The organism is Agromyces mariniharenae, from assembly GCF_008122505.1.
GTDB classification, from domain to species: Bacteria; Actinomycetota; Actinomycetes; order Actinomycetales; family Microbacteriaceae; genus Agromyces; species Agromyces mariniharenae.
In genome coordinates this window covers 25,333-44,085 of record NZ_VSSB01000002.1, presented here as the reverse complement: position 1 = coordinate 44,085, position 18,753 = coordinate 25,333, and the positions used below count along the sequence as shown (strand labels likewise).

The window sequence follows — 18,753 nt, the reverse complement described above, 5'->3', positions numbered from 1 at the left end:
GTTCCGCGCCCAGAGCCGCGACGCCCTCCTCGCATTAGGCTGGATGCCCGAGGCGAGGAGGGCGTCGATGCGCGGACCGGCGTGGCAGCACGAGGGCGACGACCCCGACTACCGCTTCACGCTCGCGAACGAGCGCACGTTCCTCGCGTGGATCCGCACGGCGCTCGCGCTCCTCGCCGGCGGCGTGCTGCTGCACCAGTTCGCCGCGACGCTCGAGCCGCGCGTGGTGCTCGTCTCGGTGTCCGTGGCGCTCGGCCTCATCGCGGCCCTGCTGAGCGTCGTGTCCTACACGCGGTGGCGCGCGAACGAGATCGCGATCCGACGGCGCCGCCCGCTCCCCTACAGCTGGGTCCTGCCGGCGCTCGCCGGGGCGTGCCTGCTCACCGCCGCCGTGCTGACCTTCCTCCTCCTGGTGTCCTGAACGGTGCTCCCGTGACCGCCTACCGCATCCCCGCCACCGGTGACCCCGGCCTGCAGCCCGAGCGCACGTCGCTTGCGTGGGTCCGCACCTCGCTCGCGATCGCCGTGAACGCGCTCCTGGCGCTCCGTGCGGGCTTCGTTGCGGGCGAGCCCGCGCTGCTCGCGGTGGGCGCGCTGCTGTTCGCGGCCGCGGGCGCTGCGGTCGCCGTCGGCGCCGTGCGCCGTCGCCAGCTCATGGGCGAGACGCTCACGATCACGCCGCCGCGCGGCGTCCTCGTCGGCGTCGCAGTCACGACGCTCGTCGCGAGCGCGGTCGGCGTGGCCTCGATCCTCGTGGAGGGCGGGCGATGAGCGAACGCCACCCCGAGCTCGAGCCCGACCCGTTCGACGAGGCCCCCATGCCGGGCGAGCGGCGACGCAGGGTGCTGCGCATCGCCGTCCTCGTGGCCCTCGCCGCGATGGTGATGCCGCTCGTGCTCTCGTCGGTCGCCGTGGCGCACTCCTCGGCCGAGCGCACGTGCGCCGTCGTCGTCGCCGGCTACGACACGGATGCCGCGGGCGGCCGCGTCGCGTTCGAGTTCTTCGGCCCCGGCGGCCCGGGCTGGCTGTGCTACGAGATCCGGGGCGACGGCGGCAGCCGCCTCGTGGCCAACCTCGGCATCATGCCGTCGGGCCCGCAGCCCGCGCCGACGGGCGTCCGCACGTAGGCGTCCGCGCTCGTCAGTCGCTCGCGCCGTCCTCCGCCACGTCGGGAAGGAACACGCGCTTGTACGTCCTCCCGTCGGGCAGCTCGACGGTGGTCGCCTCGAGCAGCCCGCGGTTCACGCGCTGGTAGATCGCCTGCGGCGTCACGCCGAGCCGCTTCGCGGCATCCGACACCGAGAGCCCGGGCAGGTCGGTCGGCACGCTCGACGGCCGGTCCCGCTTGCGACGGCGGCTCGCCTCCTGCCGCTCCGCGATGGCGTCGTCCCCACCCGCCCAGCGGTACTTCGCGGCCGACGCGCTGAGGCCCGCGGCATCCGCGACCTCGTCCCACGTGGCGCCGCCGTCGAGCGCCCCCCGCACGGCCGCAAGCGCCGCCGGGTCGGCCTCGAGGGCGGCCGCGAGCGCACGGATGCCGCGGAGCCGCTCGAGCGGCGCGGCATCCGCGTCGCCCGACGCACTCGACTCGAGCGCGACGAGCCGCGCGAGCGCGCCCGCGGACTCGCCCGAGAGGAACCCCACCGGCTCAGCCCTCGAGCAGCCCGTTGCGCACCTGTCGGCGCAGCACCTTGCCGATGAGCGACCGCGGCAGGTCGTCGGCCTGCATGACGCGCTTCGGCACCTTGTAGGGCGTGAGCCCGGCGCGCGCGAACTCGCGGATCGCGGCGGCGTCGAACGCCGCGCCCTCCTTCAGCACCACGACGGCGACGACCTGCTCGCCCGAGTGCTCGTCGGGCAGCCCGACCACCGCGCAGTCCTCGACGTCGGGGTGGGCGCGGACGGCCTCCTCGACCTCGCTCGGCGCGACGTTGAAGCCGCCCGTGATGATGAGCTCCTTGATTCGGTCGACCACGCGCACGAAGCCCTCGTCGTCGATCGCCACGATGTCGCCGGTGCGGAACCAGTCGGCGCCGCCGTCGTCGGCGGGCACGAACACGGCCTCGGTCTCCTCGGGCTTGCGCCAGTACCCCGAGAACACCTGCGGCCCGCGCACGATGAGCTCGCCCTCGGCGCCCGGCTCGCGGTCGCGCGTGGGCTCGTCGGGGTCGACGACGCGCACCTCGGTCGAGGGCAGTGGCAGCCCGACCGTGCCCGCCTTGCGGCTCGGCGCGACGGGATTGGCCATGAGCACGGGCGAGCACTCGGAGAGGCCGTAGCCCTCGACGAGGTAGCCGCCCGTCGCGGCCTCCCACGGCTCGACGACCTCGGCCGACAGCGGCATCGCACCCGAGATGGCGATCTCGATGCCCTGCAGCGACACGCCCTCGGCCGCCGCCGCCTTCGTGAGCCGGTCGTAGATCGGCGGCACGGCGGGGAAGAACGTCGGCGGATGCCTCTTCACGACCTTCAGCACGAGGTCGGCCTCGAACCGCGGGAACAGCACGAGGCGCGACCCCATGCTCATCGCGAACGTCAGGCACAGCGTGAGGCCGTAGGCGTGGAACATCGGCAGCACGGCGTAGACGACCGACGTGCCGCGCTCGACCTGCGGCACCCACGCGCGGGCCTGCGCCGCGTTCGCGCCGAGGTTGGCGTGCGTCAGGGTCGCGCCCTTGGGGCTGCCGGTCGTGCCGCTCGTGTACTGGATGAGCGCGACGTCCGACGCCTCGGGCCCGATGATGTGCGCGTCGACGGGGGCGGATGCCACGAGCTCCTGCCACGGCGTCGTGCCGCGCACCTTCGTGGTGAGCGCGGCCCGCGACTCTCGCGCCCTCGCGATCGGCAGCCGCAGCATCGCCCGCGTGACGAACGGCATCGCCCGGGTGACGTCGACCGACACGATCGATCGGACCGCGACATCCGCCGGGAAGTCCTGGATGGTGCCGACCACCTTGTCCCAGGCGATCACGACGCGGGCGCCGTGGTCCTCGAACTGGTGGCGCAGCTCGCGCGGCGTGTAGAGCGGGTTGTGCTCCACGACGATGGCACCGAGGCGCAGCACCGCGTAGAAGGCGACGACGTGCTGCGGGCAGTTCGGCAGCACCAGCGCGACCGGGTCGCCCTTCTGCACGCCGAGGATGCGCAGGCCCTCGGCCGCACGTTCGATCTGGTCGCCGAGCTGCGCGTAGGTGGTCGTGGCGCCGAAGAACTCCAGCGCGACGTGGTCGCCGTACTGCTCCACCGAGCCGCGCACGAGATCGTAGAGCGACCCGTCGAACGCCTCGATGTCGTCGGGCACGCCCTCGGCGTAGGAGGCCAGCCAGGGTCGCGGGGTCGAGATGGCCATCGGTCGGCCTAGGCGGCGCCGTCGAACATGCTCGTCACCGAGCCGTCCTCGAACACCTCGTGGATGGCCCGGGCCAGGAGCGGCGCGATGGGCAGCACCGTGAGGCGATCCCAGCGCTTCTCGGGCGGGATGGGCAGCGTGTCGGTGACGACGACGGCGTCGATCGACTCGTTCTGCAGGATCTGGACCGCCGGGTGCGAGAACACCGCGTGCGTCGCCGCGACGACGACGCCGATCGCGCCGTTGGCCTTCAGTGCCTCGGCGGCCTTCACGATGGTGCGGCCCGTGTCGATGAGGTCGTCGACGAGGAGGCACACGCGGCCCTCGACGGTGCCGACGATCTCGTGCACCGACACCTGGTTGGGCACGAGGGGGTCGCGGCGCTTGTGGATGATCGCGAGGGGCACGCCGAGCTTGTCGCTCCAGATGTCGGCGACGCGCACGCGGCCCATGTCGGGCGAGACGACCGTGAGGGTCGTGGGGTCGAGCCGCGCCTTGAAGTGCTCGAGCAGCACGGGCATCGCGAAGAGGTGGTCGACCGGGCCGTCGAAGAAGCCCTGGATCTGCGCCGCGTGCAGGTCGATCGACATGATGCGGTCGGCGCCGGCGGCCTTGTAGAGGTCGGCGACGAGCCGCGCCGAGATGGGCTCGCGGCCGCGGCCCTTCTTGTCCTGCCGGGCGTAGGGATAGAACGGCGAGACGACCGTGATGCGCTTGGCCGACGCGCGCTTCAGCGCGTCGATCATGATGAGCTGCTCCATCAGCCACTCGTTGATGGGCGACGTGTGCGACTGGATCACGAAGGCGTCGGTGCCGCGCACGCTCTCGTCGAAGCGGGCGTAGATCTCCCCGTTGGCGAAGGTGCGCGCATCGGTGGGCATGAGCTCGGTGCCGAGCTCCTCCGCGATCTGCTCCGCGAGCTCGGGGTGGGCCCTGCCGGAGACGAGCACGAGGCGCTTCGATCCGGTGGTCTCGATTCCCGACATGTGGTGTGTCCTCTCCACCCGCGTGGGCCGGTGCGTCAGTCGGCGGCTGCGTCGTGCGATTCGGGCCCGGATGCCTCGTCGGCCGCCTCGGCCGCCTGGGCCGCCGCGGTGCCGGGTCGGTGCGTCCTGACCCATCCCTCGATGTTGCGTTGCGGGGCCACGTTCACGGCCAGCGCCCCGGCCGGGATGTCCTTGCGGACGACCGTGCCGGCGCCCGTGTAGGCCCCATCGGCAATCCTAACGGGCGCGACGAACACGCCGTGCGAGCCGGTGCGCACGTGCGATCCCACCTCGGAGTGGTGCTTCCGCACGCCGTCGTAGTTGGCGAAGATCGAGCCCGCGCCGATGTTCGAGTGCACCCCGATCGTGGCGTCGCCGACGTACGAGAGGTGCGGCACCTTGCTGCCCTCGCCGATGGTCGCGTTCTTCGTCTCGACGAAGGCGCCGATCTTGCCGTCGGCGCCGAGCACCGTGCCGGGCCGGAGGAACGAGAAGGGGCCGACGGTCGCCCCGTCGCCGATGACCGACAGCGTGGCATCCGTGCGCTTCACCTCGGCGCCCCGGCCGACCTCGCAGTCGACGAGCGTCGTGTCGGGGCCGATCACCGAGCCGGTCGCGACGACCGTGGCGCCCTTCAGCTGCGTGCCGGGGCGGATCGTCACGTCGGGCTCGAGCTTCACGTCGAGGTCGATCCACGTCGTGGCCGGGTCCTCGATCGTGACGCCGGCGAGTTGCCAGCCGCGCACGATGAGCGCGTTGAGGCGGGCCGCGGTCTCCGACAGCTGCGCGCGGTCGTTGATGCCCGCGACGAGCCACGGCGCCGACACGGGCACGGCCTCGACCTCGGAGCCCGCGGAGCGCAGCAGTTGGATCACGTCGGTGAGGTACTTCTCGCCCTGTGCGTTGTCGGTCGTGAGGTTCGCGAGCTGGTCGCGAAGGGCGCCCGCGCCGAACGCGTAGATGCCGGCGTTGATCTCGTCGATCGCGCGCTCGTCGTCGCTCGCGTCCTTCTGCTCGACGATGCGGTCGAACGCGCCGTGGTCGTCGCGCACGACGCGGCCGTAGCCCGTGGGGTCGTCGTAGAACGCCGAGAGCACGGATGCCTGCGCGGCATGGCCGCGGTGCCGCTCGAGGAAGGCGGCGAGCGTGTCGGCGTCGAGGAGCGGCACGTCGCCGTTCAGCACGAGGACCTCGCCCGCGAAGTCGTCGGGCAGCACGGCGATGGCCTGCTCGACCGCGCGCCCGGTGCCGGGGATCTCGTCCTGGTCGACCACGACCGTGCCGGGCAGCGTCGCCTCGACGGCGGCGGCGACCTGGTCGCGCTCGTGCCGCACCACGGCGATCACGTGGGCGGCGTCGAGCGCCTGCGCCGTGCGCAGCACGTGGGCCACGATCGGCGACCCCGCGAGGGGGTGCAGGAGCTTCGGGGTGGCGGATTTCATGCGCGTGCCCTGGCCCGCGGCGAGCACGATGATGGCGAGTTGCTGGTCCATGCTCCGCCACCAGGATTCGAACCTGGTCCTCACAGCTCCAAAGGCTGTCGTGCTGCCGTTACACCATGGCGGACTGCGCGGGGGTCGGGCCCTGCGCCGCCCACAAGTCTGCCATGGCGCACGCGTGCGGCCCCGCGGCATCCGCTCGCCGTGGCCTGCAGTGGGCTGCAGCTGCGCGGCATCCGTCGCACCCCTGCGGTGGGATGATGGCGGGATGACCGATGCTGACGAGGTCGACCGGATCGTGGGCGACTGGGAGCGCGAGCGTCCCGACCTCGACTTCGCGCCGCTGCAGGTGCTCTCGCGCGTCGCGCGGTTGTCGAAGCACCTCGACCGCGCGCGGCGGCAGGCGTTCGCACGGTCGGAGCTCGAGGCATCCGAGTTCGACGTGCTCTCCGCGCTGCGGCGCGCGGGCACGCCCTACCGGCTCTCGCCGAAGCAGCTGCTGCAGCAGACCCTCGTCTCGAGCGGCACCATGACGAACCGCATCGACCGGCTCGTCGAGCGCGGGCTCGTGTCGCGGCAGACCGACCCGAACGACGGGCGCGGCATCCTCGTGGAGATGAGCCCGGCCGGCCTCACCCGCGTCGACGCCGCCATCACGCGGCTCGTCGACGCCGAGTCGGAGCTGCTCGAGAGCCTGCCCGCGGCCGAGCAGAAGCGGCTCGCGGCGCTGCTGCGCAAGCTCAGCCTCGGGTTCGACTGAGCCGCGGGCTCCTCTGCCCGAGTCGCGGTGCTCTGGCCGCGACGCTCTCCCTCCCCGGCGCACGCTCCGATCGGGAATGCAGGAAGAACCGGCCCCCGTCCGTCGTGTCGCGGATGCTTGGACGGCGTGTCCCGGGATCCTTCCTGCATTCCCGTCAGCAGCTCGCGTCGGCGACTCGTGTCACCGCCGCAACACCCTGCGCGCGAGCCAGTTGCCGAGGAACTGCACCCCCTGCACGAACACGACGATGAGCAGCACGGCGGCCCACGTGATGACCGGCTCGAACTGGCGGTAGCCGTACACCTGCGCGAACGTGCCGAGGCCGCCGCCGCCGATGAGGCCGGCGACCGCGGTCATGTCCACGATCGCGACGAGCACGAACGTGTAGCCGAGGATGAGCGGACCGAGCGCCTCGGGGATGATGACGGTGACGAGGATCCGGATCGGGCCCGCGCCCATCGCGCGCGCCGCCTCGATCACGCCCGGCGACACCGTGAGCAGGTTCTGCTCCACGATGCGCGCGATCGCGAAGGATGCCGCGAGCGACAGCGCGAAGATGAGCGCGTTGTTGCCGATGCCGGTGCCCACGACGACCCGCGCGAGCGGCTGCACGGCCGCGATGAAGATGATGAACGGGATGGGTCGGAAGAAGTTGATGACGACGTTGACCACGTTGTACACGACGCGGTTCGACAGCAGGCTGCCGGGACGCGTCGTGTAGAGCGCGACGCCGAGCAGGAGCCCCGCGATGCCGCCGAAGAGCAGCGTGAGCGCCACCATGTAGAGGGTCTCGACGGCGGCGACCCAGAACTCGCCCTGGAGTTCGAACAGGCGATCCATCAGGCTGCCTCCGTCACGTCGACGCGGGAGCCGATGCTCGCGAGCGCGGCGTCGATCGCGGCATCCGCGCCCCGGATCGCGAGCGTCAGGTGCCCGAACGCGCGTCCCTGGATGTCGTTGATGCCGCCGTACACGAGCTCGAACTCGAGGCCCGCCGCGCCGAGCTCGAGGAACACCGAGGCCTGCGAGGCGTCGCCGTCGCGGAACGAGATCGTGACGATGCGGCCCTCGTGCCGCTCGCGGAGCACCGCGAGCTCCGCCGGCGACGGGATGCCCTTCACGACCGTCGAGACGAATCGCGCCGACGACGGGTTCTGCGGGTCGGAGAACACGTCGAACACGTCGCCGTGCTCGATCACCCGGCCGCCGTCCATCACGGCGACCTTCGTCGCGATCGACTGGATGACGTCCATCTCGTGCGTGATCACGATGATCGTCACGCCGAACTCCCGGTTCACGCGCTTCAGGAGCTCGAGCACCTCGTACGTCGTCTCGGGGTCGAGCGCGCTGGTCGCCTCGTCGGCGAGCAGCAGCCGCGGCGACGTGGCGAGCGCGCGGGCGATGCCGACGCGCTGCTTCTGCCCGCCCGAGAGCTGGTCGGGGTGGTTGCGCGCCTTGTCGGCGAGCCCCACGAAGTCGAGCAGCTCGGCGACTCGGGCCTCGATCTCCGACTTCGACGCGCCCGCGACCTTCAGCGGGTACGCGACGTTCTGCTGCACCGTCTTCGACCCGAACAGGTTGAACTGCTGGAAGATCATGCCGATGCCGAGGCGGATGCCGCGGAGCTCGCGCTCGGGCATCGCCGTCAGGTCGCGCCCGTCGACGGTGATGGAGCCCGAGGTCGCGGGCTCGAGCGCATTGACGAGGCGCACGAGCGTGGACTTGCCCGCGCCCGAGTAGCCGATGATGCCGTAGACGTCGCCGGGCTCGATGTCGAGCGTGACGTCGTCGACGGCGACGACCGGCGCCCCGCCGCGCTCGGCGGCCGGGTAGGTCTTGGTGACGTTGGTGAGGCTCACGAGGGCCATGGATGCTCCTTCCGCACGCCGCGGCGGGCGGCGGAGGCCGATTCGGCGCCCGCCGCCCGCTCGTGGCGATCGATCGTGGATCGTGGTGCGGATCAGCCCTTGGCGGACTTCGTGTCGGCCTCGACCTTCGCGAGCGAGTCCTCGAGGTCCTCCACCGGCGTGACGATCGGCACGCCCGTGCCGCCCGAGGCGTCGACGAGCGCCTCCTGCACCGCCGGGTCGGTCTGGAAGATCTCGACTAGCTTCAGGTAGGTCGCGTCGTCCGTGTCGTCCGCGCGCGCGGCGAAGATGTTCACGTACGGCAGGGCGTTCGGGTCGCTCGGGTCGTCCTTCGCGATCGCGTCCTCGAACGTGAGGCCGGTGTCCTCGACGAAGTCGTTGTTGATGATGGCGGCGGCGACGTCGGGCAGCGACGTCGGCGTGAGCGACGCCTCGAGCGCGGTGACCTTCACCTTCGAGTTCGCCTCGTCGATGTCGGCGAGGTCGGAGAAGATCGTGCCGCCGCTCTTCAGCTCGATGAGCCCGGCGGACTGCAGCACGAGCAGCGCACGAGCCTGGTTCGAGGCGTCGTTCGGCACGGCGACCGTCTCACCGGCGGGGATGTCCTTCACGGAGTCGTACTTCAGCGAGTACAGCCCGAGCGGGTAGATCGCCGTCGAGCCGATCGGCGCGAGGTCCTCGCCCGCCGACACGTTGTAGTCGGCCAGGTACACGATGTGCTGGAACTGGCTCAGGTCGAGCTCGCCCTCGGTGAGGGCGGGGTTCGGCTGCGCGTAGTCGGCGAAGTCGACGATCTCGATCTGGATGTCCTCGGCGGCCGCGGCCTCCTCGAAGGCGGCCCACTGGGGGTCGCCCTTGCCGACGACGCCGATCTTCACGACGTCGTCGGCCGCGGCGCCCGCGTCGCCCGCTGCAGGCGAGGCGCAGGCGGCGAGGCCGGCGATCAGGGGAAGGGCCGCAAGCGCGGCGAGGATCTTGGTGCTGGTGCGTGACATTCCGGTGGACTCCCTTTCGCATGGGCGCGCGCGTCCAGGGTGCTGGTGTGCGTGGAGCAGGCATGGCTCCGCCACGGTCGGTGAACGATGGGGGCTTCGATGCCGCGAACGCGCGCGCACCTCCACGTTAGGCGAAGGATCTTCGGGCCTGCGCCAGAGGGGTCACGATCGGTCACAGTTCCTGCGGATGTGAAGCTGTGTTACGACGGATGCTGCGAGCAACACGAACATCGTTCGTCCCGCCGCGTGCTCCGGGCCGCGCCGGCTCAGCCCTCGAGCGCCTCCGACACCTCGAGCCAGCGCGTCTCCAGCTCCGCCACGGATGCCTCGAGCCCCGCGAGCTCGTCGCCGAGCTTGCCGAGTCCCACGTAGTCGCTCTGGTCGTGGCGGGCGAGCCGCTCGTGCTGTTCGGCGATCTGCGCCTGCAGCTTCTCGAGCCGGCGGTCGATCGACGAGAGCTCCTTCTCGGCGGCGCGGCGCTCGGCGCCGCCGAGCGCGGGTGCCGCAGTGATCGGTGGTCGAGTAGCCCCCGAAGGAGGCGTATCGAGACCCGATGCACCAGCAGGTTCGGGTCTCGATACGCGTGCGCCTTCGGCGCTCGCTACTCGACCACCGGATGTGCGTTCGGCGCTCGCTCCTCGACCACCGGAATCCTGCCGCCGCAGCTCGAGGTATTGCTCCACCCCGCGCGGGAGGTCGCGCAGGTGCCCGTCGAGGATCGCGAACTGCCGGTCGGTGACGCGCTCGATGAGGTAGCGGTCGTGGCTCACGACGAGCAGCGTGCCCGGCCACGAGTCGAGCAGGTCCTCGATCGCGGCGAGCATGTCGGTGTCGAGGTCGTTCGTGGGCTCGTCGAGGATGAGCACGTTCGGCTCGGCGAGCAGGATCAGCAGCAGCTGCAGCCGGCGCTTCTGACCGCCCGACAGGTTCTTCACGGGCGTCGAGAGCTGCGCGTTCGTGAACCCGAGCCGCTCGAGCAGCTGTCCGGGGGTGAGCTCGACGGACTTCGAGCCCGAGCCGATCGTGTAGCTCGTGCGCTGCTCCGCGATGACCGCGCTCACCCGTTGCTCGCTCCACTCGGCGAGCTCCGCGAGCTCCTGGCTCAGCGTCGCGATCTTCACGGTCTTGCCGCGCTTCACGCGACCGGTCGTCGGCTCGACCGCGCCGGTCACGAGTCCGAGCAGCGTCGACTTCCCGGCACCGTTGACGCCGAGGATGCCGGTGCGCTCCCCCGGTGCGATGCGCCACTCGAGGTCGTGCAGCACGGTCTTCTCGTCGGGCGCGTCCGGCGCGGCATCCGTCACGGGGTAGACGACCGAGACGTCGAGCAGGTCGACGACGTCCTTGCCGAGGCGCGACACGGCGAGCCGGTTGAGCTCGATCGGGTTGCGCGCGGGCGGCTCGTCCTCGATGAGCTGGTTCGCCGCCTCGATGCGGAACTTCGGCTTCGAGGTGCGCGCCGGCGCGCCGCGGCGCAGCCAGGCGAGCTCCTTGCGCATGAGGTTCTGCCGCTTGGCCTCGGATGCCGCGGCCATCCGGTCGCGCTCCACGCGCTGCAGCACGTACGCGGCGTAGCCGCCCTCGAACGGCTCGACGATGCCGTCGTGCACCTCCCATGTGGCGGTGCACACCTCGTCGAGGAACCAGCGGTCGTGCGTCACGACGACGAGCGCACCGGCATCCGCGGCCCACCGGGCCTTCAGGTGCTGCGCCAGCCAGGCGATGCCCTCGACGTCGAGGTGGTTCGTGGGCTCGTCGAGGAACACGACGTCCCAGTCGCCGATGAGCAGCGCCGCCAGCGCGACGCGCCGGCGCTGGCCGCCCGAGAGGCTCGCGACCTGCGCCTGCCACGGCACGTCGGCGAGCAGGCCGCCGATGACGTCGCGCACCTTCGCGTCGCCCGCCCAGACGTGCTCCTCGATGCCGCCGACCACGGCCTCGGCGACCGTGTGTCCCGGGTCGACCGCGTCGGCCTGGTCGAGCATCCCGATCCGGATGCCGCGGCGGTGCGTGACCCGCCCGCCGTCGGGCTCGAGCCGACCCGCGAGCAGCTTGAGCAGCGTCGACTTGCCGTCGCCGTTGCGGCCGACGACGCCGATGCGGTCGCCCTCGTCGATGCCGAGGGTGATCTCGTCGAAGACCGTGCGCGTCGGGAACTCGAGGTGCAGGCGCTCAGCGCCGAGGAGGTGTGCCATGTCCCGTCGAGCCTACGCGTGCACGATCCGGGCGCCGTGGACGGGCCCGTGCACGTGCACGGCGTTGAGGCGCGCGGCGGAGAGCGCGACCTGCAGCTCGAGCGCCGTGTCGGCGTCCTCGGCGAGGAACGCGACCGTGGGTCCCGAGCCCGAGACGACGCCGGCGATCGCGCCGTGCGACTCGCCGAGCTCGAGGATGCCGCCGAGGCCCGGGGCCAACCCGAGCGCGGCGGCCTGCAGGTCGTTGTGCAGCGCGTCGGCGAGCAGGTGCGCGTCGCCCGCGCGCAGCGCCTGGAGCACGGCCGTGTCGACCGTCGGCGACGACGCGGGCACCGTGAGGCGCGGGTCGGTCTCGCGGCGGCGGTCCAGCTCGCGGTAGACGCCGGGCGTCGAGAGGCCGAACTCGGCGACCGCGAGCACCCAGTGGAACGACCCCGTCGCGAGCGCAGGGCTGAGCCGGTCGCCGCGTCCGGTGCCGATCGCCGTGCCGCCCGTGAGGGCGAACGGCACGTCGGCGCCGAGCTTCGCGGCGAGCGCGTGCAGCTCCTCCTTCGAGAGCATGGTGCCCCACATCGCGTCGCAGGCCACCAGGGTCGCCGCGGCATCCGCGGACCCGCCGCCCATGCCGCCCGCGATCGGCACGTGCTTCTCGATCTCGAGGTGCACGCCGCCGGGCACGCCGGCGGTGCGGGCGAGCAGCTTCGCCGCCTTGATCGCGAGGTTCGAGGCATCCGTCGGCAGGCCCGACGTGTCGATGCTGCCGCCGAAGACGACGCTGAACTCGTCGTCGGGCCACGCCTTCACGTCCTCGTAGAGCGAGACGGCCTGGTAGGCGGTGGCGACGTCGTGGTAGCCGTCGGGCTGCACGTCTCCGACGCGCAGGAAGAGGTTGACCTTGCCGGGCGCCCGGACGTGCACTGCCTCGTCGGTCGCCGCGATCGTCATGTTTCCACGCTAGCCGACCGCCCGCAGCCACTCGCGCATGCGCGCCTTGACCTCGGTGAGCCGCGTGCCGTCGGGCATGCGGCCCCAGGTGAGGCCGATCGACGAGCGCCCATCGGCGACGGGACTGACCGTCGCGAGCACGTACTCGCCTCCCTCGAGCGGGAACCGGGCGGTCGGATGCTTCGCGGTGAGGTTGAGCGCGAGCGGATCCACGTCGAGCTGCAGCGTGACCACGGCGGCGAGCGCCCGCAGCGCATCGGTCGGCGCGAGGTCGACCGTGCGGCTGACGCTCGCCTCGAACGTGCCGTCCTGCCGCTGGCCGGGCCGACGGATGCCGCGTGCCTGCTCGAACCCGACCGTGATGCCCTGCGCCCACCAGCCGTCGACCCCGTGCTCCCGCACGAGCCAGCCCGCGACGTCCTTGTGCGTCCACGTGGCGGCGCCCGCCTCGTCGAGGAGCGCGAACCACTCGGCACGATCCCGACCCGTCGCCGCGCGCACGGCGTCGTCGCCGACGCCCTCGGCGTTGCTGCCCACCGGCGTGCTCATGGCTCAACGGTAGTGCGGTCGGCGAAGGCGCGGAAGGCGCGCCGCGCGGCCGGCCGAGCCGTCAGGCCGGAGCCGTCGGGCCGGAGCCGTCAGGCCCGCGCCGTCTCCGACGCCCGCGCGATCGCGAGGAAGTCGTCGACGCGCAGCTGCTCGCCACGCGACTGCGGGTCGACGCCCGCTCGCTCGAGGGCCGCGGCCGCGGACGCGGAGGAGCCGCCGAGCACGCTCGAGAGGGATTGGCGCAGCATCTTGCGGCGCTGCTGGAACGCCGCGTCGACGAGCGCGAACGTCGCTCGCCGCTCGGCCTCGGTGCCGGGCTCCTCGTCGCGCTCGAAGCCCACGAGCACCGAGTCCACGTTCGGCACCGGCCAGAACACCATGCGCGACACCTGCCCGGCGAGCCGCCATCGGCCGTACCACGCGGCCTTCACGCTGGGCGCGCCGTAGACCTTCGAGCCGGGGTCGGCGGCCAGCCGGTGCCCGACCTCGGCCTGCACCATGACGATGCCCGCGCGCAGCGACGGGAAGTGCTCGAGCAGGTGCAGCAGCACGGGCACCGACACGTTGTAGGGCAGGTTGGCCACGAGCCGCACGGGGTCGCCCGGCAGCTCGGTGACCCGCAGCGCGTCGTCGTGCACCACCGTGAGCGAGCGTCCCGGCTGCATGAGGCGCACGGTGTGCGGCAGCTGCTCGGCGAGCCGCCGGTCGATCTCGACGGCGATGACGGATGCCCCGGCCTCGAGCAGCCCGAGCGTGAGCGATCCGAGCCCCGGGCCGATCTCGAGCACCGTCTCGCCGGGCTGCACCCCCGCCGCCTGCACGATGCGGCGGACGGTGTTGCCGTCGTGCACGAAGTTCTGGCCGAGCTTCTTCGTCGGCGTCACGTCGAGGACCTCGGCGAGATCGCGGATCTCGGCGGGGCCGAGCAGGCGCGGCGTCGGCTCGTCGCCGTCGGCCGCATGCCGATGGGCGTTCACGCCCCCGTCTCCCCCATGCGCACATCATCCCACGAGCCGTACACGCGCTCGGTATTCGCAGCGACCTGGGCGCAGAGCTCGTCGAGATCGGCCCCGAGCACCCCGGCCATGAACCGCACGGTGTGCGGCACGAGGTACGGCGCGTTCGGGCGTCCCCGCAGCGGCACGGGCGTGAGGTACGGGGCATCCGTCTCGACGAGGATGCGGTCGAGCGGCGCGACCCGCAGCGCCTCGCGCAGGTTCTCGGCGTTCTTGAACGTCACGTTGCCGGCGAACGAGAGGTACCAGCCGGCATCGGCCGCGGTCGTCGCGAGCTCCTCGCCGCCCGAGAAGCAGTGGAACACCGTGCGCTCGGGCGCGCCCACGCGGCGCAGCGTCTCGAGCACCTCGTCGTGCGCGTCGCGGTCGTGGATCTGCAGTGCGACGCCGTGCCGCTTGGCGATCTCGATGTGCGCCTCGAACGAGCGGAACTGGGCGTCGCGTCCGTCTTCACCCGTGCGGTAGAAGTCGAGCCCGGTCTCGCCGACGGCGCGCACGCGCGGCCGGGCGGCGAGCTCGTCGATCACGGCGAGCGCGTCGTCGAGCGTTCCGGCGGCCTCGAGCTCGGGCGCCTCGTTGGGGTGCAGGGCCACCGCGGCGAGCAGGCGCGGCTCGCGCTCGGCGACGTCCGCCGACCAGCGGCTCGTCGCGACATCCGTGCCCACCTGCACGGCCCCCACGACGCCGACGGATGCCGCGCGCTCGAGGTGCTCGTGCACGTCGAGGGGCAGCGCGCCGTCGGCGATCTCGAGGTGCGTGTGGTTGTCGTACACCCCGACGGCGAGCGGCTCGGGCGGCGGCGGGTACTCGACCGCGCGGCCGCCGTCGGAGCGCGTGCGGAGGTGGTCGGGCCGGGCTTCCGTCACTCGGCGACCTCGACGCGCGGGAAGAGCGCCGCGAGCGGCGACACGCGCTCGCCCACCGTCCACTCGTTCGCGCGGTCGATGCGCTGCTCCTGCACGGTGCCGGGCGCGCCGAGCGCCGTCCACAGCTTCGCCGTCGCCTCGGGCAGCACGGGCGAGAGCAGCACGGCGAGCGTGCCCAGGCCGTGGTACGCGGTGGCGAGCACGGTCTCGAGGCGGGCGCGCTTGTGCGGGTCCTTCGCGAGCGTCCAGGGCTCCTCGACGGTCAGGTAGCCGTTGAGGGCGTCGACGAGCTCCCACGCGGCGGCGATCGCCTCGTGGATGGCGAGCCGGTTCACGGCCGACCACGAGGCATCCGTGGCCCGCTGCTCGATCGCCGCGACCTCGTGGTCGGCGGCCGAGAGCTCGTCGGCGGCCGGCACGACGCCGTCGCAGTAGCGCGTGATCATCGCGACGACGCGCGAGGCGAGGTTGCCGAAGCCGTTGGCGAGCTCCGCCTGGTAACGCGCGGCGAGGTCCTCCCACGAGAACGAGCCGTCCTGGCCGAAGTGGATCGCGGAGAGGAAGTAGAACCGGAACGCATCGGAGCCGAACGTCTCGGTGATCTGCGACGGCGCGATGCCCGTGAGCTTGGACTTCGACATCTTCTCGCCGCCGACGAGGAGCCAGCCGTGGCCGAACACGCCGCGGGGCACGTCGAGGCCGGCCGCCATGAGCATGGCGGGCCAGATCACCGCGTGGAACCGCAGGATGTCCTTGCCGACGATGTGCTGGGCGGGCCAGCGGCGCGAGAACTCCGCCTCGTCCTGCCCGTAGCCGACCGCGGTGATGTAGTTGAGCAGCGCGTCGAACCACACGTAGACGACATGCGAGTCGTCCCACGGGACCTTCACGCCCCAGTCGAACGTCGACCGCGAGATGGAGAGGTCGGCGAGGCCCTGCCGCACGAACGAGACGACCTCGTTGCGCGCGGACTCGGGCTGCACGAAGTCGGGCCGCTCGGCGTAGAGCTCGAGCAGCTTGTCGGCGAAGGCGGACATGCGGAAGAAGTAGTTCTTCTCGTGCAGCAGCTCGACCGGCTTCGAGTGGATGGCGCACACGAGCTGGCCCTCGTACTCGCCCGTGCCGTCGACGAGCTCGGACTGCTGCTTGTACTCCTCGCAGCCGACGCAGTAGTAGCCCTCGTATTCGCCGGTGTAGATGTGGCCGTCGTCGTACAGCCTCTGCAGGAAGCGCTGCACGTTGAGCTCGTGCCGCTCGTCGGTCGTGCGGATGAAGTCGTCGTTGGCGATGTCGATGGTCTGCAGCAGCGGCTTCCACGCCTCGTCGACGAGGCGGTCGGCCCACTCCTGCGGCGTCACGCCGTTGGCCGTCGCGGTGCGCAGGATCTTCTGGCCGTGCTCGTCGGTGCCCGTGAGCGACCACGTGTCCTCGCCCGCCTGCCGGTGCCAGCGCGCGAGCACGTCGGCCGCCACCTCCGTGTACGCGTGCCCGATGTGGGGCACGTCGTTCACGTAGAAGATGGGCGTGGTGATGTAGAACGAGGAGGCGTCGGCCATGCGCTCAATCCTATGGGCGCGCGGATGCCACTGCCGCCGGGTTACGCCCCGGGCGGACTCGCCTGCGGTGCCGGCCCCGACACCGCCCGTGCCGCCGTTCGCGCGGCCCGTTCACGCGTTCCTGGCGCGCTCCTCCCGGTGCCGCCGGCGCACGCTGCCGTCGCCGATGGCGGGCGGCACGGCCTCCTCGACGTCGAGGTGCCGGTGCGGCGTGAGCACGCCGAGGGTCACGTCCTGCTCCTTGATCTCGGGCTCGCGCACCCGCTGCCCGGGGTAGTCCACGATGCGCAGGCCGAGCACGATCTTGCCGGGCGCCTCGCGCTTGTCGAGCGCGCGGTACGCGTCGGCGACGGCGTCGAGCGGGAACACGTCGGCGATGGGCAGGCGGATGCGTCGTGCCGCCGCGAGCGCGGCGACGCGTCCCAGTGCGACCACGTCGCCCGGCGAGACGTGCAGCACGCCGTGCTCGTCGACGGCGTCCCAGTCGAGCACGGTGAGCACGCGCGACGCGTGGACCCCGAGCTCGCGGGCCGCGGCCGTCTGCCCGCCGAGGAAGTCGAGGAACGCGGTCACCGGTCCGGGCGTCAGCGCGCGCACCCGCTCGGCGAGCCCCTCGCCGTAGCCGGTCGGGATGATCCCGAACTGGCGCAGGAAGTCGAACCGGGTCTCGACGCTCGTGCCCACCACGGTCGCGCCGCGCATGCGGGCGAACTGGGCCGCGAGGCATCCGACCCCGCCGGCCGCCGCGGTCACGACCACCGTGTCGCTCGGGCCGAGCTGCAGGCCCTCGACGGCGCTCCAGGCCATGGTGCCCGCCGTGTACAGCGACCCCGCGACCTCCCACGAGAGGGCGGGCGGACGCGGCATGAGGTTGCCCTCGGGGACGACGACGTGCGTCGCCTGCGCACCGTGCGAGACGAAGCCCATGACCTCGTCGCCGCGCGAGAACCGCTCGACGCCGGGCCCGGTCGCGATCACGACGCCGGCGAGGTCGCGCCCCTCGGTCGCCGGCAGCTCCACGGGCCAGCGTTCGGGGTGATCTCCCCGCCGGATCGCGCTCTCGACCGGGTTCAACCCCGTCGCGAACACCTCGACGAGCACCTCGCCCTCGCCCGGTTCGGGCGTGGGCATCTCCACGACCTCCAGCACCTCGGGCCCCCCGAATGATGCGAACCTCACTGCGTGCGCCACGGGCACCTCCACCGTTGTGCGGTACTGCCATTGTCCCCCTGTTCGAGGGACAGCGGTGGAACACTCAGGGAGCGTCCAGATGCGGTTCAGCCGGCGGTTGAAGGTCGCAGCCCGCGCATCGGCGCGCCCGCTCGCTCAGGTGAGCGCGGCGCCGTCACCTGCGGGCCGCGAGCGCCGCCTCGTACAGGTCGCGCTTGCCGAGTCCGCTCTCCGCGGCCACGAGCGCCGCGGCGTCCTTCAGCCGGGTGCCGGATGCCGCGAGCTCGAGCACGCGGTCGAGCGCCCCCGCGGCATCCGCCGGCCCCTCGGGCGCCCCACCGACGACGATGCAGATCTCGCCGCGCACGCCGTCTGCCGCCCACGCGGCGAGCTCGCCGAGGCCGCCGCGGCGGACCTCCTCGTGCAGCTTGGTGAGCTCCCGGCACACGGCGGCGGGACGGTGGGCGCCGAACGCCTCGGCGAGCGCCTCGAGGCTCACGGCCAGGCGCGACGGCCCCTCGAAGAACACGAGCGTGCGCCGATCGCCCGCGAGCTCGGCGAGGCGGCGGGCCCGGTCGCCCGCCTTGCGCGGCAGGAAGCCCTCGAACGCGAACCGGTCGGTCGGCAGCCCCGACACGGCGAGCGCGGTGATCACGGCCGACGGACCGGGGATCGCGGTCACCGCGACGCCCGCGGCGACGGCGGCCTGCACGAGCGGGAAGCCCGGGTCCGAGACCGTCGGCATGCCCGCGTCGGAGAGCACGAGCAGGTCCTGATCGCGCGCGAGCTCGACGAGGTCGGCGGCCTTCTGCCGCTCGTTGTGCTCGTGCAGCGCGATGAGTCGCGGCCGGTTCGGGATGCCCAGCCCGGCGAGCAGCCGCTGGGTCACGCGCGTGTCCTCGGATGCCACGACCGCGGCCTGCTCGAGCGCCTCGCGCAGGCGCGCCGAGGCGTCGCCGAGATTGCCGATGGGCGTGGCCGCGAGGATGATCATGCCCCCAGTGTCCCCCATGCCCGGCCGGGAAGGTGGTGGGGGTGGCCGGCGCGATTACTCTGGGG

At 72.4% G+C, this 18,753-nt stretch carries 19 protein-coding genes and 1 tRNA gene; 4 read left to right on the top strand and 16 right to left on the bottom strand.

Annotation, left to right across the window (positions count from 1 at the left end; all coding sequences use genetic code 11):
- The first annotated feature begins 67 nt into the window (after positions 1 to 67).
- The 3 genes from FYC51_RS13485 to FYC51_RS13475 are packed head-to-tail and all read left to right on the top strand — an operon-like array spanning position 68 to position 1,127.
- Positions 68 to 421, top strand: coding sequence for a YidH family protein (locus tag FYC51_RS13485; protein ID WP_148734340.1), 354 nt, complete (start codon positions 68 to 70; stop codon positions 419 to 421).
- A gap of 11 nt (positions 422 to 432) precedes the next feature.
- Entirely contained in the window at positions 433 to 771 is a 339-nt protein-coding gene (locus tag FYC51_RS13480) for a DUF202 domain-containing protein (protein WP_187432663.1), read from the top strand.
- Positions 768 to 1,127, top strand: coding sequence for a hypothetical protein (locus FYC51_RS13475; protein WP_148734338.1), 360 nt, complete (start codon positions 768 to 770; stop codon positions 1,125 to 1,127). The genes FYC51_RS13480 and FYC51_RS13475 overlap by 4 nt, the downstream gene beginning before the upstream one ends.
- 13 nt (positions 1,128 to 1,140) lie before the next feature.
- Here the strand turns inward: FYC51_RS13475 and FYC51_RS13470 are convergent, their stop codons facing one another.
- The 5 genes from FYC51_RS13470 to FYC51_RS13450 form a co-directional block, all read right to left on the bottom strand.
- Positions 1,141 to 1,644: a hypothetical protein gene (locus tag FYC51_RS13470; protein WP_148734337.1), complete on the bottom strand. Its 504-nt coding sequence runs from the start codon at positions 1,642 to 1,644 to the stop codon at positions 1,141 to 1,143.
- A 4-nt stretch (positions 1,645 to 1,648) separates the two neighbouring features.
- Complete coding sequence (locus FYC51_RS13465; protein WP_148734336.1) at positions 1,649 to 3,349, bottom strand: long-chain-fatty-acid--CoA ligase; 1,701 nt, start codon at positions 3,347 to 3,349, stop codon at positions 1,649 to 1,651.
- Between the two features lie 8 nt (positions 3,350 to 3,357).
- Positions 3,358 to 4,335, bottom strand: coding sequence for a ribose-phosphate diphosphokinase (locus tag FYC51_RS13460; RefSeq protein WP_148734335.1), 978 nt, complete (start codon positions 4,333 to 4,335; stop codon positions 3,358 to 3,360).
- 35 nt (positions 4,336 to 4,370) lie between these two features.
- Complete coding sequence (glmU, locus tag FYC51_RS13455) at positions 4,371 to 5,828, bottom strand: bifunctional UDP-N-acetylglucosamine diphosphorylase/glucosamine-1-phosphate N-acetyltransferase GlmU (protein WP_148734334.1); 1,458 nt, start codon at positions 5,826 to 5,828, stop codon at positions 4,371 to 4,373.
- Between the two features lies 1 nt (position 5,829).
- A tRNA-Gln gene (locus FYC51_RS13450) sits at positions 5,830 to 5,901 on the bottom strand.
- A 141-nt stretch (positions 5,902 to 6,042) separates the two neighbouring features.
- On the opposite strand from FYC51_RS13450, the gene FYC51_RS13445 reads away from it, so the two are divergent.
- Positions 6,043 to 6,534 (top strand): MarR family winged helix-turn-helix transcriptional regulator, encoded by a 492-nt coding sequence (locus FYC51_RS13445; protein WP_148734333.1) that lies wholly within the window; start codon positions 6,043 to 6,045, stop codon positions 6,532 to 6,534.
- Positions 6,535 to 6,714: 180 nt separating this feature from the next.
- Here the strand turns inward: FYC51_RS13445 and FYC51_RS13440 are convergent, their stop codons facing one another.
- From FYC51_RS13440 to rsmI, 11 genes are all read right to left on the bottom strand, one after another.
- Positions 6,715 to 7,374 carry a methionine ABC transporter permease gene (locus FYC51_RS13440; RefSeq protein WP_148734332.1) on the bottom strand — a complete coding sequence of 220 codons (660 nt, stop codon included), beginning with the start codon at positions 7,372 to 7,374 and terminating at the stop codon, positions 6,715 to 6,717.
- Positions 7,374 to 8,402 (bottom strand): methionine ABC transporter ATP-binding protein, encoded by a 1,029-nt coding sequence (locus tag FYC51_RS13435; protein ID WP_148734331.1) that lies wholly within the window; start codon positions 8,400 to 8,402, stop codon positions 7,374 to 7,376. The genes FYC51_RS13440 and FYC51_RS13435 overlap by 1 nt, the downstream gene beginning before the upstream one ends.
- Positions 8,403 to 8,494: 92 nt before the next feature.
- On the bottom strand, positions 8,495 to 9,397 hold the full coding sequence (locus tag FYC51_RS13430) for a MetQ/NlpA family ABC transporter substrate-binding protein (protein ID WP_148734330.1): 903 nt from the start codon (positions 9,395 to 9,397) through the stop codon (positions 8,495 to 8,497).
- 266 nt (positions 9,398 to 9,663) lie between these two features.
- Positions 9,664 to 11,592, bottom strand: a complete 1,929-nt coding sequence (locus FYC51_RS13425) for an ABC-F family ATP-binding cassette domain-containing protein (RefSeq protein ID WP_148734329.1) — start codon at positions 11,590 to 11,592, stop codon at positions 9,664 to 9,666.
- Between the two features lie 12 nt (positions 11,593 to 11,604).
- Positions 11,605 to 12,537, bottom strand: a complete 933-nt coding sequence (locus FYC51_RS13420; RefSeq protein WP_148734328.1) for a 4-(cytidine 5'-diphospho)-2-C-methyl-D-erythritol kinase — start codon at positions 12,535 to 12,537, stop codon at positions 11,605 to 11,607.
- A gap of 9 nt (positions 12,538 to 12,546) precedes the next feature.
- Entirely contained in the window at positions 12,547 to 13,086 is a 540-nt protein-coding gene (locus FYC51_RS13415; RefSeq protein ID WP_148734327.1) for a DUF4287 domain-containing protein, read from the bottom strand.
- Between the two features lie 89 nt (positions 13,087 to 13,175).
- Positions 13,176 to 14,063, bottom strand: coding sequence for a 16S rRNA (adenine(1518)-N(6)/adenine(1519)-N(6))-dimethyltransferase RsmA (gene rsmA, locus FYC51_RS13410; protein ID WP_148734326.1), 888 nt, complete (start codon positions 14,061 to 14,063; stop codon positions 13,176 to 13,178).
- Positions 14,060 to 14,968 carry a TatD family hydrolase gene (locus FYC51_RS13405; protein WP_148734325.1) on the bottom strand — a complete coding sequence of 303 codons (909 nt, stop codon included), beginning with the start codon at positions 14,966 to 14,968 and terminating at the stop codon, positions 14,060 to 14,062. Before FYC51_RS13405 ends, rsmA begins: the two co-directional genes overlap by 4 nt.
- Entirely contained in the window at positions 14,965 to 16,524 is a 1,560-nt protein-coding gene (metG, locus tag FYC51_RS13400; RefSeq protein WP_148734324.1) for a methionine--tRNA ligase, read from the bottom strand. The genes FYC51_RS13405 and metG overlap by 4 nt, the downstream gene beginning before the upstream one ends.
- A 111-nt stretch (positions 16,525 to 16,635) precedes the next feature.
- Positions 16,636 to 17,703 (bottom strand): NADP-dependent oxidoreductase, encoded by a 1,068-nt coding sequence (locus tag FYC51_RS13395; RefSeq protein WP_148734323.1) that lies wholly within the window; start codon positions 17,701 to 17,703, stop codon positions 16,636 to 16,638.
- Between the two features lie 166 nt (positions 17,704 to 17,869).
- A complete protein-coding gene (gene rsmI, locus FYC51_RS13390; protein ID WP_148734322.1) occupies positions 17,870 to 18,688 on the bottom strand; it encodes a 16S rRNA (cytidine(1402)-2'-O)-methyltransferase in 819 nt (272 codons plus the stop codon).
- Positions 18,689 to 18,753 lie beyond the last annotated feature (65 nt).

What these genes read in the sequence shown, in the direction of transcription:
- FYC51_RS13460 (WP_148734335.1), bottom strand. Translation starts at nt 4,335, where the DNA reads ATGTCGGGAATCGAGACCACCGGATCGAAGCGCCTCGTGCTCGTCTCC.
- FYC51_RS13440 (WP_148734332.1), bottom strand. Translation starts at nt 7,374, where the DNA reads ATGGATCGCCTGTTCGAACTCCAGGGCGAGTTCTGGGTCGCCGCCGTC.
- FYC51_RS13475 (WP_148734338.1), top strand. Translation starts at nt 768, where the DNA reads ATGAGCGAACGCCACCCCGAGCTCGAGCCCGACCCGTTCGACGAGGCC.
- FYC51_RS13465 (WP_148734336.1), bottom strand. Translation starts at nt 3,349, where the DNA reads ATGGCCATCTCGACCCCGCGACCCTGGCTGGCCTCCTACGCCGAGGGC.
- FYC51_RS13430 (WP_148734330.1), bottom strand. Translation starts at nt 9,397, where the DNA reads ATGTCACGCACCAGCACCAAGATCCTCGCCGCGCTTGCGGCCCTTCCC.
- FYC51_RS13445 (WP_148734333.1), top strand. Translation starts at nt 6,043, where the DNA reads ATGACCGATGCTGACGAGGTCGACCGGATCGTGGGCGACTGGGAGCGC.
- FYC51_RS13425 (WP_148734329.1), bottom strand. Translation starts at nt 11,592, where the DNA reads ATGGCACACCTCCTCGGCGCTGAGCGCCTGCACCTCGAGTTCCCGACG.
- rsmI (WP_148734322.1), bottom strand. Translation starts at nt 18,688, where the DNA reads ATGATCATCCTCGCGGCCACGCCCATCGGCAATCTCGGCGACGCCTCG.
- FYC51_RS13420 (WP_148734328.1), bottom strand. Translation starts at nt 12,537, where the DNA reads ATGACGATCGCGGCGACCGACGAGGCAGTGCACGTCCGGGCGCCCGGC.
- FYC51_RS13485 (WP_148734340.1), top strand. Translation starts at nt 68, where the DNA reads ATGCGCGGACCGGCGTGGCAGCACGAGGGCGACGACCCCGACTACCGC.
- metG (WP_148734324.1), bottom strand. Translation starts at nt 16,524, where the DNA reads ATGGCCGACGCCTCCTCGTTCTACATCACCACGCCCATCTTCTACGTG.
- FYC51_RS13415 (WP_148734327.1), bottom strand. Translation starts at nt 13,086, where the DNA reads ATGAGCACGCCGGTGGGCAGCAACGCCGAGGGCGTCGGCGACGACGCC.
- glmU (WP_148734334.1), bottom strand. Translation starts at nt 5,828, where the DNA reads ATGGACCAGCAACTCGCCATCATCGTGCTCGCCGCGGGCCAGGGCACG.
- FYC51_RS13435 (WP_148734331.1), bottom strand. Translation starts at nt 8,402, where the DNA reads ATGGCCCTCGTGAGCCTCACCAACGTCACCAAGACCTACCCGGCCGCC.